The 19,059-nt window shown below is 70.9% G+C and carries 14 protein-coding genes; 7 read left to right on the plus strand and 7 right to left on the minus strand.

Features of this window, described 5'->3' with window-relative positions; genetic code table 11:
- Window positions 1–32 precede the first annotated feature (32 nt).
- Window positions 33–1,631, minus strand: a complete 1,599-nt coding sequence (locus AOK01_RS17295; RefSeq protein WP_055512573.1) for a CehA/McbA family metallohydrolase — start codon at window positions 1,629–1,631, stop codon at window positions 33–35.
- A gap of 206 nt (window positions 1,632–1,837) precedes the next feature.
- Between AOK01_RS17295 and AOK01_RS17300 the strand changes: the two genes are divergently transcribed.
- The 3 genes from AOK01_RS17300 (at window position 1,838) to AOK01_RS17310 (ending at window position 5,973) form a co-directional block, all read left to right on the plus strand.
- Window positions 1,838–2,704 (plus strand): LLM class F420-dependent oxidoreductase, encoded by an 867-nt coding sequence (locus AOK01_RS17300; RefSeq protein ID WP_055512575.1) that lies wholly within the window; start codon window positions 1,838–1,840, stop codon window positions 2,702–2,704.
- Between the two features lie 24 nt (window positions 2,705–2,728).
- Window positions 2,729–5,329 (plus strand): bifunctional FO biosynthesis protein CofGH, encoded by a 2,601-nt coding sequence (locus AOK01_RS17305; protein ID WP_055512577.1) that lies wholly within the window; start codon window positions 2,729–2,731, stop codon window positions 5,327–5,329.
- Between the two features lie 71 nt (window positions 5,330–5,400).
- A complete protein-coding gene (locus AOK01_RS17310) occupies window positions 5,401–5,973 on the plus strand; it encodes a L,D-transpeptidase (protein ID WP_055512579.1) in 573 nt (190 codons plus the stop codon).
- A gap of 285 nt (window positions 5,974–6,258) precedes the next feature.
- Here the strand turns inward: AOK01_RS17310 and AOK01_RS17315 are convergent, their stop codons facing one another.
- Window positions 6,259–7,173 carry an alpha/beta hydrolase gene (locus tag AOK01_RS17315; RefSeq protein WP_055512581.1) on the minus strand — a complete coding sequence of 305 codons (915 nt, stop codon included), beginning with the start codon at window positions 7,171–7,173 and terminating at the stop codon, window positions 6,259–6,261.
- Between the two features lie 91 nt (window positions 7,174–7,264).
- A complete protein-coding gene (locus AOK01_RS17320; protein ID WP_055512583.1) occupies window positions 7,265–8,746 on the minus strand; it encodes an MFS transporter in 1,482 nt (493 codons plus the stop codon).
- Between the two features lie 157 nt (window positions 8,747–8,903).
- Here AOK01_RS17320 and AOK01_RS17325 point away from each other — a divergent pair, with 157 nt between their 5' ends.
- Window positions 8,904–9,479, plus strand: coding sequence for a helix-turn-helix domain-containing protein (locus AOK01_RS17325; protein WP_107099831.1), 576 nt, complete (start codon window positions 8,904–8,906; stop codon window positions 9,477–9,479).
- A 97-nt stretch (window positions 9,480–9,576) separates the two neighbouring features.
- On the plus strand, window positions 9,577–12,435 hold the full coding sequence (locus AOK01_RS17330; protein WP_063792814.1) for a tetratricopeptide repeat protein: 2,859 nt from the start codon (window positions 9,577–9,579) through the stop codon (window positions 12,433–12,435).
- Here AOK01_RS17330 and AOK01_RS17335 read toward each other — a convergent pair.
- On the minus strand, window positions 12,386–13,273 hold the full coding sequence (locus tag AOK01_RS17335) for a hypothetical protein (RefSeq protein WP_055512587.1): 888 nt from the start codon (window positions 13,271–13,273) through the stop codon (window positions 12,386–12,388). The two genes, AOK01_RS17330 and AOK01_RS17335, sit on opposite strands and share 50 nt — an antisense overlap.
- Window positions 13,274–13,385: 112 nt before the next feature.
- On the opposite strand from AOK01_RS17335, the gene AOK01_RS17340 reads away from it, so the two are divergent.
- A complete protein-coding gene (locus tag AOK01_RS17340; RefSeq protein ID WP_055512589.1) occupies window positions 13,386–14,171 on the plus strand; it encodes an SDR family oxidoreductase in 786 nt (261 codons plus the stop codon).
- A 150-nt stretch (window positions 14,172–14,321) separates the two neighbouring features.
- Entirely contained in the window at window positions 14,322–15,890 is a 1,569-nt protein-coding gene (locus tag AOK01_RS17345; protein WP_055512591.1) for a sodium:solute symporter family protein, read from the plus strand.
- Window positions 15,891–16,024: 134 nt separating this feature from the next.
- Here AOK01_RS17345 and AOK01_RS17350 read toward each other — a convergent pair whose 3' ends face one another.
- From AOK01_RS17350 to AOK01_RS17360, 3 genes are all read right to left on the minus strand, one after another.
- Window positions 16,025–17,194: an ADP-ribosylglycohydrolase family protein gene (locus AOK01_RS17350; RefSeq protein ID WP_055512593.1), complete on the minus strand. Its 1,170-nt coding sequence runs from the start codon at window positions 17,192–17,194 to the stop codon at window positions 16,025–16,027.
- A gap of 392 nt (window positions 17,195–17,586) precedes the next feature.
- Entirely contained in the window at window positions 17,587–17,787 is a 201-nt protein-coding gene (locus AOK01_RS17355; RefSeq protein WP_055512595.1) for a DUF397 domain-containing protein, read from the minus strand.
- A 292-nt stretch (window positions 17,788–18,079) separates the two neighbouring features.
- A complete protein-coding gene (locus AOK01_RS17360; RefSeq protein WP_055512597.1) occupies window positions 18,080–18,937 on the minus strand; it encodes a helix-turn-helix domain-containing protein in 858 nt (285 codons plus the stop codon).
- Window positions 18,938–19,059 lie beyond the last annotated feature (122 nt).

The following is a 19,059-nucleotide window of genomic DNA, read 5'->3' on the forward strand; positions in this document are numbered from 1 at the left end:
CCTGGCGTCGCCGCCCCAGGCGGTGTTGCCTCCTACCGCCCCAGGAACACCGGGTTCGTGAACGCCGCCAGTGCCCCCGGCAGCGGGCCCGCCGCCACCTCGTGCCGTACCTCCGCGCGTACGTACGCCGCGTACTGGGCCGTCGTACGCCACTCCACCGTGCCGGCGCCGGACACCGGGAGGGCGGGGCTCGTGTGCAGGACGCCCTGGTCCGTGACGAGGCGGACCGTGCAGCGGGGGGCGCCCGAGACCTCCAGGCGGACCGTGACCGGGTCGTCGCGGTCCACCTTCAACCGGCCGCCGATCCCCGCGTGTTCGCCCTTCGGACCGGTCGCCGAGAACGACAGCGACACCGCCTTCGACTCCGCCACGTAACTGCGGCCCGCCCGGATGCCCTCCTGGATCGCCTCACGGGACAGCTCGTCGGCGAGGACGACCGTCTGCGGGGTGCCGACCGGGTCGGGGTCGCGGTGCGCGTCGCTGTTGCCCATCGCCGGGATCCAGTCCCGGCCGCCGCGGCCTTCGTGACCTTCGCGGCCCTCACTGCTCTCACGGCCTTCGCGCACGGAGGCGACCAGCATGCCGTCCCAGTCGGCCAGCGACACCTCGTCGTCGGGCCCGTACGCGCCGTTCCACACCTCGACCGCGTCCGCCTCGCCGAAGCCGAACTTCCAGTTGCAGCCGATACAGGTGGCGTGCGGATGGGCGGGGACGACCAGACCGCCGGCCTGGCGGATGCGGCGCGCGTACCTGCCGAAACGGTTGTCGCGGGCCCGGTAGCGCCAGTCGACGAACGTGCCCGGTTCCGTGCCGAGCGCGACGACGTGACCGTTCCTCGTCGTCACCTCCTCGCCCAGCAGGATCAGCAGTTCGCCGTCCGGGTGCGGCCCGGCCAGCTCGGCCCAGTGGGCGTGCGCGGAGTGCGTGTTGTGGTCTGACGTGTTGATGAAGTCGAGCCCCGCCGCCCGCGCGAGCGCCGCGATCTCGGCCGGGGTGCGGCGGCCGTCCGAGTACCAGGAGTGCAGATGGCAGTCGCCCCGGTACCAGGCCCGGCCCCGGCCCTTCGCCCGCGACGGCGGGTACACCGGCCGCACCGCCTCGCCCGGTTCGCCGTACGTCAGCGTGACGGTGACCTCGTAGGCAAGCCCCTGCGGAGCCACCGTGTACGGGCCGAGCGCGATGTGCCAGGTGCCCTCGCGGACCGGGCCCGGGAGGTAGCCCGGCGTCGCGTCGTCCGCACGGATGAAGAACTCCGTGCGCGCGCCGCCCGACCAGCCACGGAAGCCCTTGCCGCCCAGCTCGGTGCCGTGCTGGTCGAAGATGCCGATGTCGAGCGCGTTGCCCGCGGTGCCCGCCGGGACGGCAGGCCGCTCGTAGGTGTACGCGACCTTGATCTCCCGTACACCGGACGGGACTTCGACGGGCAGGTACACGAAGTCGGGCGCGCCGGTGGGCAGGGTGCCGCGCACGGTCCGGGTCTCGGAAGCGTCGGCGGCGTTTGCGGCATCGGCGGCGTCTGCGGCCTGGCTCGGGAAGCTCACGCTTCCCAACGTAAGCGCGGCTGCGGCCCCCGTCACGAACAGGGCGCGTCTGCCGACGCCGTGGTCACCGCTGTGGTCGTCCTCGCACATACTGCTGCTCCCCAGGTTGTCGTGAGTCACATGGCACTGGTGGCTTGTGGCGCGGGAATGGTGGATACCAGCCTCGTATTCAGCCGTGAACTGCGGGGCAAGGGAAGGGGATCGGCAGTTTTCGGGAACAGAGCACTCGTACGACGCAATTGGGGTGCCGACTGGTCGGTATGGACACTTGAGCCTCCCGCCGGTAGAGAGGAGTCATGCGCATCTCCGTGACGATCTTCCTCACCGATGAGACGATCACTCCGACCCGGCTCGCCCGTGAGCTGGAGCAACGCGGCTTCGCCGGCCTCTATCTGCCCGAGCACACGCACATACCCGTCGAGCGGACGACTCCGTACCCGATGGGCGGTGAACTGCCGCCCGAGTACAGCCGCACCCTCGACCCCTTCGTCGCCCTCGGCCAGGCGGCGGCCGTCACCGAGGCCCTCACGCTCGGCACCGGCATCACGCTCGTCGCCCAGCACGACCCGATCGACCTCGCCAAGCAGGTCGCGACCCTCGACCACCTCTCCGGAGGCCGCTTCACCCTCGGCGTCGGCTTCGGCTGGAACGTCGAGGAAGCCGACGACCACGGCGTCGAGTGGCGTACGCGACGGGAACTGGGCCGGGACCGGATGGCGTTGATGCGGGCGCTGTGGTCGCCCGAACCGACCGCGTACGAGGGCCGGTTCGGCTCCGTACGGGCCAGCCACGCCTATCCCAAGCCCGTGCAGAAGCTGCGCGGGCCGGTGGTCGGGCCGCGCACGCTCATGGGGGGCGCGGCCGGTCCCAAGCTCTTCTCGCACATCGCCGCGTACGCGGACGGCTGGATGCCGATCGGCGGCCGGGGCCTGACGGAGTCACTGCCCGTGCTGCGGACGGCCTGGGCCGAGGCGGACCGCGACCCCGGGGCCCTCCAGGTCGTGCCCTTCGCGGTCCTGCCCAGCTCAGGCAAGCTCGCGCACTACGCGGACCTCGGCATCGAGGAGGTCGTCCTGCAACTGCCGCCGGCCGGCGAGGAGGACGTACTGCGGGTACTGGACGAGTACGCGGCGTTTGTGACGCGGCACACCGGTCGTCCCTGATCACCGCGATCGTATGCTCGAAGGATGACGACTTCCGTGACCTCCGGAACCGGGCCCGGGCCCACCGCGAACGCCATGCGCCGCGCCCTCAAACGCGCCCGCGACGGCGTCGCCCTCGACGTCACCGAGGCCGCCGTGCTGCTCCAGGCCCGCGGCGCCGACCTGGACGACCTGACGGCGTCCGCCGCCCGGGTGCGTGACGCGGGCCTGGCGGCGGCGGGCCGGCCCGGCGTCATCACGTACTCGAAGAGCGTCTTCATTCCGCTCACCCGGCTGTGCCGGGACAAGTGCCACTACTGCACGTTCGTGACCGTCCCCGGCAAGCTGCGCCGGGCCGGGCACGGCATGTTCATGTCGCCGGACGAGGTGCTCGACATCGCCCGCAAGGGTGCCGAACTGGGCTGCAAGGAAGCCCTGATCACCCTCGGCGACAAGCCCGAGGACCGCTGGCCCGAGGCCCGCGAGTGGCTCGACGCGCACGGTTACGACGACACGATCGCGTACGTACGGGCCATCTCCATCCGCATCCTGGAGGAGACGGGCCTGCTGCCCCACCTCAACCCGGGCGTGATGTCCTGGACCGACTTCCAGCGGCTCAAGCCCGTCGCGCCGAGCATGGGCATGATGCTGGAGACGACCGCGACCCGGCTGTGGAGCGAGCCGGGCGGCCCGCACCACGGGTCGCCCGACAAGGAACCGGCGGTCCGGCTGCGGGTCCTGGAGGACGCCGGACGCTCCTCCGTCCCCTTCACCAGCGGCCTGCTGATCGGCATCGGCGAGACGTACGAGGAGCGCGCCGACTCGCTCTTCGCGCTGCGGAAGGTGGCGCGGGCCTACCACGGCATCCAGGAGCTGATCATCCAGAACTTCCGCGCCAAGCCGGACACGGCGATGCGCGGCATGCCGGACGCGGAACTCGACGAGCTGATCGCGACGGTCGCGGTGGCCCGGCACATCATGGGTCCCGCCGCGTGCCTCCAGGCGCCGCCCAACCTCGTCGACTCCGAGTACGCGCGGCTGATCGGCGCCGGGATCGACGACTGGGGCGGGGTGTCGCCGCTGACCATCGACCACGTCAACCCGGAGCGCCCCTGGCCGCAGATCGACCTGCTGCGCGAACAGTCGGCGGAGGCGGGCTTCGAGCTGCGCGAACGGCTGTGCGTCTACCCGGAGTTCGTGCAGCGCGGCGAGCCGTGGCTGGACCCGCGGCTGCTGCCGCACGTACGGGCGCTGGCCGACCCGGAGACGGGGCTCGCCGTGCCGGACGCGGTCGTGGAGGGCCACCCGTGGCAGGAGCCCGACGAGGCGTTCACGTCGTCGGGGCGTACCGACCTCCACACCACGATCGACACCGAGGGCCGCACCGGTGACCGGCGCGAGGACTACGACCACGTGTACGGCGACTGGGAGGCGCTGCGGGAGGCCGCGGCGCCCGGCATGGTGCCGTCCCGCCTCGACCGCCTCGACACGGACGTACGGGCGGCCCTGGCGACGGCCGCCGACGACCCGACCCGCCTGACCGACGACGAGGCCCTCGCCCTGCTCCACGCGGACGGTCCCGCGCTCGACGCGCTCTGCCGGATCGCCGACGACGTCCGCAGGTCGATGGTCGGCGACGACGTCACGTACATCGTCACGCGGAACATCAACTTCACGAACGTCTGCTACACCGGCTGCCGTTTCTGCGCCTTCGCGCAGCGCCGCACCGACGCGGACGCGTACACGCTCTCCCTGGACCAGGTCGCCGACCGTGCCGCGCAGGCCTGGGACGTCGGGGCCGTCGAGGTCTGCATGCAGGGCGGCATCCACCCGGACCTGCCGGGCACCGCCTACTTCGACATCGCGCGCGCGGTGAAGGAGCGGGTGCCCGGGATGCACGTCCACGCGTTCTCGCCGATGGAGGTGGTGAACGGCGCGACCCGTACGGGCCTGTCGATCCGCGAGTGGCTGACGGCGGCGAAGGAGGCGGGCCTCGACTCCATGCCCGGCACGGCCGCGGAGATCCTCGACGACGAGGTCCGCTGGATCCTCACCAAGGGCAAGCTGCCGACGGCGACGTGGATCGAGGTCATCACGACGGCACACGAGCTGGGCATCCGTTCCTCCTCGACCATGATGTACGGGCACGTGGACCAGCCCCGTCACTGGCTCGGCCACTTCCGTACGCTGTCCCGCATCCAGCAGCGGACGGGCGGTTTCACGGAGTTCGTGACCCTTCCCTTCATCCACACCAACGCGCCGGTGTATCTGGCGGGGATCGCCCGGCCGGGCCCGACGGCCCGCGAAAACCGCGCGGTGATGGCGATGGCGCGGCTCCTCCTCCACCCTCACATCCCCAACATCCAGACAAGTTGGGTGAAACTGGGCACGGAGGGCGCGGCGGAGATGCTCCGCTCCGGCGCCAACGACCTCGGCGGAACGCTGATGGAGGAGACCATCTCCCGTATGGCGGGGTCGAGTTACGGCTCGTACAAGTCGGTGAAGGACCTGATCGCGGTGGCGGAGGCGGCGGGACGGCTGGCGAAGCCGCGTACGACGCTGTACGGGGAGGTGCCGGAGGAGCGGCAGCGGGCGGCGGCGGCGTCCGACGGCCACCTCCCGCAGCTGCTGCCGGTCCTGGAGTGAGAACTCACGCGTGCCCGTCGGAGTAGGATGATCGGACCCTCCGACGGGGTGAGTCAGAGCTGAGGAGATGCGTGCCCGTGCCTGCCCGACGGCTTCCCTCGTGGGCCTGGGTCACCGGTCTGACCGCGGTCGCCCTGGTGCTGGTGGCCATGCTGGCCGTCAGGGCCGAGGACGGGCCCCAGCCGACCGCGTCGGCGAGCAAGAAACCGTCCCCCTCGGCGAGCGCCAAGCCCTCCACCTCACCCGACGACGCCAAGCCGGTCGCCGTACCGAACGGCTCCGGCACGGGACGGCGCATCGTCTACTCCCTCGCGCAGAAGCGGGTGTGGCTGGTCGACGCGAGCGACGCGGCCCGGCGCACCTTCGCGGTGTGGCCGGGGACGGTCGGCCCGGCCCCCGGCACGTACACGGTCGGTACCCGGCGGGAGACCACCACCGGCAGCGACGGCGTAAAGATCGAGAACATCGTCTTCTTCGCGATCTCGTCCGGCGTGAACATCGCCTTCTCCAACGCCCTGGACGGCTCCTCCCCGCCCCCGCCCGTGTCGGGCACGCAGACGGGCGGGGTCCGGATGAAGGCGGCCGACGGCGACGCGGTGTGGAAGTTCGCCACGGCGGGGACGACGGTAGCGGTCGTGAAGTAGTCAGCTGGTCAGCTCTGTTCGGTGCCGGTCCAGGCATGGAGCTTGTCCGGATTGACCACGAGCCACAGTTTGCTGATCCGCCCCCCGCGTACGCCCACCGCCACCGCCACCGCCACTTCGGCGCGGCCGGGATGCTGCGCATGGAGGTGACCGACGCCCGGGGTGACCGGCTTCCGCGTATCCCGGACCCGCCGCCGCGGACGCGGACCGCTGGGGCGTCGGCGAGGCGCCGGCCGACTGCAAGACGGTCCGGCAGTGTCGGCAGGTCCGGGCAGCGGTGATCGTTCAGCGGGTGCGCTGTGCCGGCCGGTGCGCGGCGAGGAAGTCGCCGGCTGCTCGGACGGCTGCGTCCGCTTCAGGGAGCAGGCCGAGGAAGTTCTGGAAGACGTGCTGCATGCGGGCGCCGACGTGGAGCTCGACGGGCACGTGAGCGGCTGCTGCCCGGTCCGCCAGCCGTAGTGCGTCGGTCAGGAGGAATTCGCTGCTGCCTGCCTGGATGTGCAGGGGCGCCAGTCCGCTCAGGTCAGCGTTGAGGGTGTCGGCCGCCGTCGGCAGGGCGGTGGGTGAGCCGAGATAGTCGCGGCTGCGGCGCCGGAGGGTCTCGGCGGTGACAAGGAGGTCCTGGTTCTCGTTCGGCGGCCGGTCGTCGGGGGTGTGGTCGAGCCAGGGCGACAGGACGACGGCCGCGGCGGGCTGGGGCAGGTGCTGCTCCTTGAGTGCCAGCAGGGTGCTGAGCACGAGACCTCCTCCCGCCGACTCGCCGACCATGCAGAGGGTGGCGTCGTGGTGATCGCCACGCAGAGCGCGGTAGACCTGTATGACGTCGTCGAGCGCGGCCGGGTAGGGGTGCTCGGGAGCGAGGCGGTAGTCGACGGACACGACGGTTGCCCGGGCGGGGCGGGCGATGGCGCAGACCAGGGCGGCGGAGTCATTCGCCGAGCCGAAGGTGTAACCGCCTCCGTGCAGGTACAGCAGCACTGTGCCGCCGGAGGCGTCGACCGGTGTGTGGGTGACCACCGGCACGCCCCCGATCGTCGTCCTTTCGGTGCTGACCTCTTGGGGCGCGGGCAGGCCCTGCATCATTTGCCGGTAGATCTCGCGCTGTTCCGGTACGGCGCCCCCGAGGTCGAGGGGGGACTGGCGCAGCAAGTCCTCGACGATCTGTCGCGGGGTGAGGGTGCCGTTTGTCTCGTTGTTCATGGTGGTGACTGTGCTTGCGGGGCAGGGGTGCCGACAACGTTTCTTGCGGAGACCGCAACTATGTGCCTCGGAGCGCGTGGGCGGGTCATGGTCAGCCGGCGTGGACAGGGGTGTCGGTGGGGACATCGCCGGGGCTCTGCTTCTTGATCAGCAGGATGATCGCGGCGAGCGCGAGAGCGAACGCGACAGCGCTTGCGACGAACGCCACGCGGTAGCCGTGCACGTAGCCGTCCAGGCGGACCGCCCGGGTGACGGGCCCGGTGTGGTCGGTGAGGAAGCCGGTGAGGGCGGAGACGTAGAGGGTGTTGAGCAGTGCGGGACCGATGGCGCCGCCGATCTGCTGGGTGGTGCTGATCATGGCGCTGGCCACCCCGGTGTCGGAGGGGTTGATGCCCGCCAGTGCGGTGTTCGGCAGGGCGACGAAGAACACGCCCAGACCGAGGCCGGTGAGGATCATCGCGGGCAGGACGACGGGCAGGTAGCCGCCGGTGGCTTTGACCGTCACCAGCCACAGCGTGCCGAAGAGAGCGACTGCGATGCCGGACGCCATCAGCCGCTTGGGGCCGATCCTGGGCACCAGGGGAGCGCCGAACGTGGCGGCGGCGACGGTGCCGGCGCTGAAGGGGAGGAAGGCCAGTCCGGCGCGGAGCGGCCGGTAGCCGAGGTTGACTTGCAGGTAGTAGGTCAAGAACAGCATGAGCCCGAACATGCCGGCGCCGATGAGCAGGGAGGCCAGGAACGCGCCGCCGCGGTCGCGGTCCAGTACGACGCGCAGGGGCAGCAGCGGGTGGCTGGTGCGGTGCTCCACGGCGACGAACGAGACGAGCAGGACCAGTCCGGCGGCCAGCAGAAGCCAGGTCGGTGCGCTGGACCAGCCCTCTTCCGCGGCGCGGGTGAAGCCCCAGACCAGAGCGACCAGCCCGGTGGTGACCAGCACGGCCCCGGGGATGTCGTAGCGGCGTTCGCCTTCTGCGCGGCTCTCCCGGACGGTCGGGATCGCGGCCAGGGCGGCGGCCAGGGCGATGGGGGCGTTGACGAACAGGCACCAGCGCCAGCTCGTGTACTCGGTCAGCACACCGCCGGCGATCAGGCCGACAGCGCCGCCCGCACCCTGCAGTGCCCCGTAGACGCCGAACGCCCTGGCCCGCTCGCGGCCGTCGGTGAAGGTGACCGCGATCAACGACAGGGCGGCCGGTGCGAGGAGCGCGGCGAAGACGCCCTGTAGCGCGCGGCCCGCGAACAGCGTCGCGCCGTTGGGCGCGACACCGGCGACCATGGAGGCGAGGGCGAAACCGATCAGGCCGGTCATGAAGACCCGCTTGCGGCCCACGAAGTCGACGACGCGCCCGCCCAGCAACAGCAGACCGCCGAACGCCAGCGCGTAGGCGGTGACCGCCCACTGCCGGTCGGTGTCGCTGATGTCCAGGTCGGCTTGGGCCTTCGGGAGGGCGATGTTGATGACGGAGGCATCGAGCACCACCATCAGCGTCGCCACCGAAATCACGGTCAGCGCCGGCCAGCGCCGCGGGTCGAGCGCGGAGCCTTGGCCCGTCGTAGCGGTCGATGCAGTCATCACTGTCCGATCTCACTGTCCGATCTCACTGCCCACATCAAGGCCCTGAGCCGGGCGGGGCTGTAGGCAGGAGCCGCCCATGCGGCCCGCGTTCACGACGATGCGCGCGAGCCTGCCGTAGTTGCAAAGCTGGATGCTGTTTCGGCAACCTGGGCTCATGGACGAGCAGAGACGACACGAGGTGCTGTCAGCAGTCGGACCCCGGCTGCGAGAGCTGCGACGCCGCAACTCCCTGACCCTGGCCGACCTGGCGGAACAGACCGGGGTCAACGAGAGCACGCTCTCGCGCCTGGAGAGCGGGGTACGCAAGCCGACCCTGGACCTGCTGCTCCCGCTCGCCGAGCTCTACGACGTCCCCCTGGACCAGCTCGTCGGCGCACCACGCACCGGCGACCCGCGCATCCACCTGCGCCCGGTGCACCGCGACGGCATGACGTACATCCCGCTGAGCCACCCCGGCGGCATCCAGGCCCACAAGCTGCTGATCCCACCGAAGCCGCGACACGAGCCGGAGCTGCGCACCCATGAGGGCTTCGAGTGGCTGTACGTACTGGCCGGGCGGCTACGCCTGATCCTGGGCGGTCGGACCTCGGTCCTCAAGGCCGGAGAGGCAGCCGAGTTCGACACGCATGTGCCGCACTGGCTCGGCCCGGACGACGACCGCACCGTGGAACTGCTCGTGCTGTTCGGGCACCAGGGAGAGCGGGCCCACCTCAAGACCCGCACCAGCTGACCCTTCCCGGCGCGCCCGGCCAGGGGCGCCTGAGCCACAATGGTGAAAGCCGATGGTGTGAGCCGAATCCGGGAGACGCAGGCGGAAGGCGGAGTCGATGGGGCGTACCGAACCCGTGCCGTCCATGGCGGAGATCATTCGGCAGCGCAGGCGGTCCGGCTTCGTCGGGCGGGGCGGGGAACGGGCCGCGTTCCGGGAGAACTTCGCGTGGTCGCCCCGCGACGAGCGGCACCGGTTCCTCTTTCACGTACACGGTGACGCCGGCGTCGGGAAGACCTTCCTCGTCAGGGAGTTGGAGCAGGTCGCCCAGGAGTGCGGGGCGCACACCGCGTACCTGGACGAGGCCGTCGGGAGCGTTCCTGAGGCGATGGGCGCCGTCGTCGAGCAACTCGGGCGGCAGGGGCACCGGTTCAAGGAGCTGGAGCGGCTCCTCGTGACGCACCGCGAGCGCCGGCACGAGGCGGAGGCGGCCTCCGTGGCGACGCTGGAGCCCGAGCCCGAAGGGCCGACGACGGCGAGCATGCTGGTGGCCCGCGCGGGGATCGCCGGAATCGGACTCGTACCCGGCGCCGGGCCCCTCGCCCAGATCCTCGACGCCCACCAACTCGCCGAAGGCACCGACCGGTTGCGGGCCGGACTGAGCGCACGCCTGCGCAGCCAGGACGACGTGCAGCTGGTGCTCTCACCGGAGAGCGTGCTCACACCCGTGCTGCTGCGCGAACTCACCGACGCGGCGGCCACCGTGCCGTGGCTCGTGCTCTTCTTCGACACCTACGAGCGCACCGGACCCTTCCTCGACGACTGGCTGCGCGACGTGATGACCGGCGACCGCTACGGGGCCGGGCTGCCCGGCAACGTCGTCGTGGTCACCGCGGGACAGCGCCCGTTCGACACCTCTCGCTGGGGCGGCCTCGCGGACTTCGTGACGGACCTGCCCCTCGCCCCCTTCACGGAGAGCGAGGCCCGCGGGCTGCTCGCCGGCCGGGGCGTCGTCGCCGAGCCGGTGGTGGCGGAGGTGCTGCGCCTCACCGGCGGACTCCCGGTGCTCGTGTCGACGCTCGCCGAAAGCCGCCCCGCCGACCCGGACGACATCGGCGACCCGAGCGCCACCGCCGTCGAACGGTTCCTGAAATGGGAGCCCGACCCCGTACGGCGGGCCACCGCCCTGGCTGGCGCACTGCCCCGGCGTCTGGACGCGGACGTGTTCCGGGCGGCGGTGGACTGCGGTGAGCAGGAAGCGGCCGGGCTTTTCGCGTGGCTGCGCGGGCTCCCGTTCGTCAGCGACCGCGGCGACAGCGTCCAGTACCACGACGTCGTACGCGCACCGATGCTGCGGCTGCAGCGACGGCACTCCCCACGCGGGTGGGCGCAGCGGCACGCGCGGCTCGCCGAGACGTTCGAGCGCTGGCGCACCGAGGCCGAGGCCCCGCTCGCGGCAGACGAGCTGTGGGGTGACCCGCAGTGGCGTGCGCTGCGGCTCGCCGAGTCCTACCACCTGCTCTGCGCACAGCCTCGTACCGCGTTGCCGCGTGTGCTGCGGGATGCCGTCGACGCCTGCAACTGGGGCGACACGCCTGCCCAGCGCTGGGCGCAGGTACTGGCCGAGGCCGGTGCGGACACGGACGCGCCCGCCCTCGCGACGTGGGGGCGCGACCTGCTGGCGGCCCTCGCGGCCGGCGGGGTCGTCGACGCCCTCGGCCTGCTGCTCGGCCGCGCCGGGCTCGACGTGCCCGGACAGGCGGTCGCGCGGGCGGTGCGCGGCAGCGCGCTGCGGGACAGCGGCGAGTACCGGCGCGCCCTGGCCGAACTCGACCAGGCCCTCGCCCTCGATCCGTCGCTGGCGCGCGCCCACCGCAGCCGGGGCATGACCCGCGGTGAATCCGGCGACCACCCGGCCGCCCTGCGCGATCTCGACCGGGCCCACGAACTCGACCCCGACAACGCCCGGACCCTCTCCATCCGGGGCGAGTACCACCGCATCCTGGGCCACCACGAGGAAGCGATCAGCGATCTGGACCAGGCCGTCGCCCTCGCTCCGGCCCGGGACTTCGCGTGGGCGTCACGGGGTGCGACGTACAACAGCCTCGGACAGTACGAGAAGGCGCTCGCCGATCTCGGCCGGGCGCTGGAGCTGAACTCCGGCTACGCCTGGGCGCTGGCCCGCAGGGCCCGCGTATGGCGTTCGCTCGGCGAACCCGAGCGGCAGCTCGCGGACCTGGACCGGGCCGTCGAGCTCAAGCCCGAGTCGGCCTGGATGGCCTGCGAACGGGGCGACGCCCTGCGCGGCGCCGGCCGCCACGAGGAGGCCGTCACCGACTACGACCGGGCGCTCGCTCTGGACGAGGGGTACGCCTCCGCGTACGCGAGCCGCGGTGTGTCCCAGTGGCGGCTGCTCCGCCCGGACGAGGCCCTGGCCGATCTCGACCTGGCCCTCGAACTCAACCCGGACTATCCCTGGGCCCTGTGCCAGCGAGCCACCCTCCACCTCCAACTCGGCGCGCACGAGCGCGCGTTGGCCGGCGCCGACCGGGCGGTGGAACTGCGCCCCGACGACGCGTGGACCCGTACGTGCCGGGGCCGGGCGCTGACCGCCCTGCGCAGGTTCGCCGAGGCGCGCCGGGATCTGGACCGCGCCCTCGAAGTCGATCCCCGGTACGCGGGTGCCCTCGGCCTGCGTGGCGAAGTCCTCTACGAACTCGGCCTGCACCGGGAGTCGATCGCGGACTTCGAACGATTCGTGGATCTGGGCCCGACCCCTGGCACGGACAACTCCGACCTCGCCCGGCTGGTCGACCTGGTGAACGACTTGCGCAGCCGCCGGACTTCCGAGGACGACGCCTCCCTCGTACCCCTGCTCTCCCGCGACGTGGAGATCCGGGACAGAAGCGGAGCGGCCGCTCCCGGGGTCAGCGGAGCCGGTCCACGTACCGGTCCGTCCCCGGCACCGTCGGAATGAACGGCGCCACCAGCTCCACCCGGCCCAGGCCGGTTTCGGCCACCGGGGCGGCCAAGCTCGCGAAGTACCCCTCCCAGCATTCCCGCGGGTCCGCCTCCAGGAACCACAGCAACGTCAGCCGCGTATCGACCCCCTCGACCTGCTTCACGTACGTCATGCGGTCGCCGGGGAGCGGGGTCGGGCGGAAGACCGTGACCAGGGCGGCGGGGGAGCCCGCGAGGTGTCCGGGGAGGTGGCGGGTGCGCAGCCACTCCAGCAAGTCGGCTCGCTGGGCGGGCGATTCGGCGTCGACGACCTGCAGCACCAGGCCCGCGTAGGGGTGGTCCAGCGCGTGGAAGTCGCGCGGCCCGGCGGCCCCGTCCCGGTACACCGTCGCCTCGTGGTCCTGGAACGCCGTGAAGACGTGCGTACGGTCCTGGTAGACGCGCCCGTCCCTGTTCAGCCGCTTGTTGATGCCCACGGTCCACCTCATGTGGTCGTCGTAGCGGCCCTCCGTGACCCAGTACGTCGAGAGGTAGCAGCCGGCGGTGACCGGCTGGGCGACCGCGGACTTCTCGGGGTAGCGCAGGAGCTGGAGATCGCGGGTCGCGACCCAGCGGCGGCCCGCGTACATCCAGGGCATTGCCAGCGCGCCCGCGTAGTAGTGATCGTCTTCGTACCAGCGGTTGTACGCGTACTCGTGGCCCGGATGCGGCTCCACCATGGTGATCAGGGCATGGCCGGGACGCACGCCGTACGGGCCGACGGCGGCCAGTTCCGCGTACACCGCGCTCCGCGTGTCGATCCGCCTGTCGATCGCTGAGCCGTCTGGTGTGTCACTCGGTGTGTCATCGAGCATGGTGCTCCCCTTCTTCCCTTTCTTCCTTCTTCTTCTCGCTCTTCCTTCCTCCTCCGGACGCCCCTACTCTGACGGACCGTCAGGTCAGCCGCCAGAGCCGGGAGGCCCGCACATGTCAGTGCTCCAGGGCAGGACCGTCGTCGTGTCGGGGGTCGGGGCCGGGCTCGGTCACCAGGTCGCCGCGGCCGTCGTGCGGGACGGCGGGAACGCCGTCCTGGGCGCCCGCACGGAGGCGAACCTCGCCAAGGCCGCCGCCGAACTCGATCCCGACGGCGCCCACACCGCGTACCGGGCCACCGACATCACCGACGAGGTGCAGTGCGAGGCGCTCGCGGCCCTTGCCCGCGAACGGTTCGGGCGGCTCGACGCGGTCGTCCATGTCGCCGCCTGGGACAGCTACTTCGGCGGTCTGCAGGACGCGGACTTCGCGACCTGGGCGGCCGTGCTCGACGTGAACCTGCTCGGCACGCTGCGGATGACCCGCGCCTGCCTGCCCGCGCTGAAGGAGCGCGGCGGGTCCGTGGTCGTCATCGGCACGCAGTCGTCCGTCGCCGCCCCCTCCCAGGTGCGACAGGCGGCGTACGCGGCCTCGAAGGGCGCGCTGACCAGCGCGATGTACTCCCTGGCGCGGGAGCTCGGGCCGCACCGCGTCCGGGTGAACACCGTGCTGCCCGGCTGGATGTGGGGCCCTCCCGTGGAGGCGTACGTCCAGTTCACCGCGTACACCGAGGGCGTGCCGGAGGCCGAGGTGCTGGAGCGGCTGACGTCGCGGATGGCGCTGCCCGAGCTGGCCACGGACAAAGACGTGGCGGACGCCGCGGTGTTCCTGGCGTCGGACCGGGCGCGGGCGATCACGGGGCAGTCTTTGCTGGTCAACGCGGGGGAGCTGATGCGATAGCCGCCACACAGAAGGTTCAGAGACATGAACTGAGGTCAGTAAGTAGAACTATTTTACCCCCCCTTGACTGTCGGGGATGTTGTCGCGGTCACGCCATCGAACCCACGATGAGCGGGCGCTTCCACGACCCACGACCCTGGGAGGGGGCACATGAACAGTCTCGACTGGGCCGTGCTCATCGGCTACTTCGGTGTAATGGTCGCGATCGGTGTCTGGTCCCACAAACGGGTCGACAACGTGAGCGACTTCTTCACCGCCGGCGGCAGGATGCCGTGGTGGCTGTCGGGCATCTCGCACCACATGTCCGGTTACAGCGCGGTCATGTTCACGGGTTACGCGGCCATCGCCTACACGTACGGCGTCACTTCCTACGTCACCTGGTCCTTCCCCATCGCCATCGGCGTCGCGATCGGTGCGAAGACGTTCGCGCCCCGGCTCAACCGGGTGCGCTCACGGCTGCACGTGTCCTCGCCGCTGGAGTACCTGAAGAACCGCTACAACCTGCCCACCCAGCAGGCGCTCGCCTGGTCCGGCGTCCTGCTGAAGATCGTGGACGTGGGCGCCAAGTGGGCCGCCATCGCGACCCTGCTCTCCGTCTTCACCGGCGTCTCGCTCAACATGGGCATCCTCATCACCGGTGCCGTCACGGCGATCTACTGCACGGTCGGCGGGCTCTGGGCCGACGCGCTCACCGAACTCGGCCAGTTCATCATCCAGTTCGTCGCCGGCATCGCGATGCTCGTCGCCGTCATGGCCGAACTGAACGGCTTCAGCACCCTGTGGAGCGTCTGGGACGAGCCCGCGCTCGACGGCCACACCAAGCCGCTGGCCGGCCCGTACATGATGGTCTTCCTGATCGCGTACCTCTTCATCAAGACCTTCGAGTACAACGGCGGCATGTGGAACCAGGCCCAGCGCTACATGGCCACGGACTCCGCGAAGTCCGCCACGCGCTCGGCCACCCTGTCCGCCGCGCTCTGGCTGATCTGGCCACTCGTGCTGTTCTTCCCGATGTGGGTCGCGCCGCTGATCGTCAAGACCGACGTACCGGCGGATTCCTACGCACTCATGGCCGAACACCTCCTGCCGCACGGGCTGTTGGGCCTGGTCATCGTCGGGTTCTTCTCCCACACCATGGCGATGTGCTCCTCGGACGCCAACGCCATCGCGGCCGTCGTCACCCGCGACATCATGCCCGCGGTATCGCGCAAGGCGCGCGAGTGGGACACCCGGGTGGGGCTGCTGGCCGCGCGCTGGGCCACGCTGCTCTTCCTCGGTCTGTCGATGGCCATCGCGACCCAGGTCAACTCCGCCTTCTTCGGCGACATCATCACCGTCGTCATCAAGTGGGTCGCCGGACTGATGGGCCCGATCGCGATCCCGCTGATGCTGGGCCTGCTCCCGTGGTTCCGCAAGAGCGGTCCGACGGCCGCGCTGATCAGCTGGGGCCTCGGCCTCGTCACCTTCTGGCTGGTCAACTACCCGATCAGCTGGAACGTCGACGGTGGGGTCCCGCTCCAGTACCAGGTGTCGATCCCGCTCGCGGTCTCGCTCGTCCTGTACATCCTCATCGGCTACGTGAAACCGGAGGACACCCCGGAACGGGACGCGCTCATCGCGAAGATCAACTCGGACGACGGCGGATCCGCCGCCGCGGCGGTGCCGGCCCCGGCCGGTCCGGCGGAGGACGACGTGGTGGGCGCACCGGCCAAGGACTGAACGGCGGCGCGCTCGTACCGTACGACCTGCCCGTACGACCTGCTCGTACGGTTTACCCGTACGACCGTGAGGGTGGCCGCTTCTCGCCGAGCGGCCACCCTCCACGCCGGTCAGGCGGTCGGCCGGTCAGGCGGTCAGCCTCGGGCGGTCAGGCCCGCCGGGACCGGCGTGGTGCCCGACAGGGCCGCGTAAGCCCGCGGATAACGGGCCAGCCAGCCCGGTGAGGAGCCCGCCGGGCCGTGCAGCGCCGGGCCCTGGGTCATCTCCATCGCGAAGTCGTCCGCGAGGACGAGCATGGTGGGGCGGCCCTCCAACTCGGCCAGCCAGGACGGCGGGAGAGCCGTCTCGCCGTGCAGGGCGCCGAGCAGCGCGCCGGTGAGAGCGCCGGCGGCCCCCGACGCACCGCCGTGGTTCACCGACAGGCACAGGCCGTGCCGGGTGTCCTCGCCGACCAGCGCGCAGTACACCGCCACCGACAGCAGCCCCTCGGCCGTGCCGTTCCCGGCCAGATCCTCGACCCGGGCCGGCGTCGGCAGGCCCTGCCGTACGGCACCCAGCGCCCGTTGCAGCGCCTCGGCGACGGGCTGCTGACCCGGGCGCGCGGCCAGCAACTGCAACGCCCGCTGCACGGCGGTGTCGAGGCTCTCCCCGCGCGCGAGTCCGTGCACGACGACGGCGAACGCGCCCGCCGACAGGTAGGCCAGGGGGTGGCCGTGCGTCTGTGCCGCGCACTCCACCGCGAGCTGCATGACGAGCTGCGGCTCCCAGCCGACGAGGAGCCCGAACGGCGCGGAGCGGGCCGCGGCCTCGACGCCGCGCTCGTCGGGGTTCTTGGGCGCGTCCAGCGTGCCCATCGTCTCGTCGCCGAGGCCGAGCAGGCAGGCGCGCGGGGGCTCACGGCGTGCGTAGAGCCACTCCTCGCGGGCGAGCCACCCGTCCTCCTTGCGCCGTTCGTCGGGGCCCCAGTCGCGCTGGGTGGCGACCCACCGCAGATACGCCCGGTGCAGATCCGTCGGCGGATGCCAGGCGCCGGTGTCCCGGCGCACCTGGGCCCTTATCAGGCCGTCGATCGAGAACAGGGTCAGCTGGGTGAGATGCGAGACGGCTCCGCGTCTGCCGTGCTCGTGGGCCAGGTCGGTGAGCCCCTCCGCGCCGTGCGCCGCCCGGACCTGTTCCATCGAGAGGCCGTCGACGGGCGAACCGAGCACGTCACCCACGGCCGCGCCGAGCAGCGTGCCACGCACCCGGCTGCGGAAATCCTGCTGTTCGGCGCGGCCCCAGACGGCACCGGCTGTCGCACCCACCGAGGCCTCCTGAGTTCCCGATCCGATTCCGTTCGTACGGCCGACAACGCCGACAACTCAGCACTGTAATCGAACGGGAACGTTCGGTTGGAAGCCGGAACGGTATGCGAGCGGCGGGCCACTGATCATATTTGTCGGCGATCGGCACGCATTTCCGTTCGCCCACCACCGAGGAAAGCCGGATCCGCCGGACGACGACGACTTTCATACGCAATACCTGCGCAACATGCGCACAATTGCGGGAGGATCGAGGGAGCGAAAGATCGAGAGAGCGGGAGGGTCGTCGGGTGCGTGTGTGCGGACAGGGCCGAGCCCCCTCGGCCGGGACGGCGGACCAGTCGAGAGGGCTCTGTTCTTGCTGTACGTCGTACTGCGCGAGGCGTCTGTCGTTGTCAGACGGCGCCCCGGCTCACTTCTGCCACGAAGGCGTTCCAGGACCTCGCCGGGAAGGCCAGGGTGGGGCCTTCCACGACTTTGGAGTCGCGGACGGCCATCGCCGCCAGGACAGGGGACTTGACCTCGACGCACGCGCCGTTTCCCTGGGAGTACGAAGACTTGGTCCACGTGTCCGTGGCGCCTTGCTTGATTGCCATGTTCGCTCCGGTAGCCAGTTGCTGAGTTGCTGTCACCGAGTTGCGGGTTCCATCCGGAGCCCACGGTTCGGATTCCGCCAAGGTTGTTGCGCCTTGGCGTGATCGACGCTACTCGCCAACTTCGGCGTACGAAGCGACTATTCACTCGACCGGATGACATATGCCAGCCGAGTCTTCCGTCACGATCGGACAATGGTGTATTGTCCGCCCCTCTTTCGCCAGAGCGGTCAAATCCGGCCCCGCACCCCTGTCAGCGACTGCCGGTCCCTGCCAGTGTCTGTCACTCACGCCACTAGTGCGCGTAGTCCTTCGCGACGTCCGCGATGAACTCGCGGGACTGGTCGGCGTTGAGCGCCTGCGCCCGCAGATGCTCGTACATGACGCTGTACTTCTGGACGTCGTTCGCCTTCTCCAGGTACAGGTCGCTGGTGACGCCCTCGATGTAGACCACGCTGGAGTCGGCCGCGTCGGGGAACTCCAGGATCGCGTACTGGCCGCTCACCCCCGGATGGGCGCCCATCGCGAACGGGATGACCTGGACCGTCACGTGCGGCACGTGCGACATCTCGACGAGATGCTCCAACTGCTCGATCATCACCTGCTTGTTGCCGACGGTCCTGCGCAGCGCCGCCTCGTCGAGTACGGCCCACAGCCGCAGGGGGTTCTCCAGATCGGAGATACGTTCCTGTCGCCGCAGCCGTACCTGCACGCGCTTGTCGATGTCGCCGGCGGCCGCCTCCGGCAGAGCGCCCTGGATCAGCGACTCGGCGTACGGACGGGTCTGCAGCAGGCCCGGCACGACCAGCGGGTCGTACACGCGCAGGCTCGCCGCGTCCGTCTCCAGGCCGATGTAGACGCTGTAGGGGATGTCGCCGAAGGAGTGCCACCAGCCCTGCTGGCGCGAGTCCTTGGCCATCTGCATCAGCGAATCGACGATCCGGACGTCCTCGACCTCGTACACCCCGCACAGATCACGGACGTCGCGCTGGCTGATGCTGCGCCGTCCGTTCTCCAGACGGCTGATCTTCGACTGCGAGACGAGCAGCCGCTCGGCCACCTCTTCGGCCGTCATGCCCTTGAGCTCCCGGAGCCGTCGCAGCTCCTGGCCCAACCGACGACGCCTGACGGTGGGATTGACGTTGGACGCCACGGGACGTGCACCTCCGGCTGCGGGCTGCCTGTACTTTGCGTATCTGCTGTTGAGCAGATTGCCACCAAGGTGCGTACTACCGCTGGGAAACAGCGGATATGCATGTGCGGACGCGCGGGGCG

The organism is Streptomyces aurantiacus (genome assembly GCF_001418335.1).
In the GTDB taxonomy this organism is placed as follows: Bacteria; Actinomycetota; Actinomycetes; order Streptomycetales; family Streptomycetaceae; genus Streptomyces; species Streptomyces aurantiacus.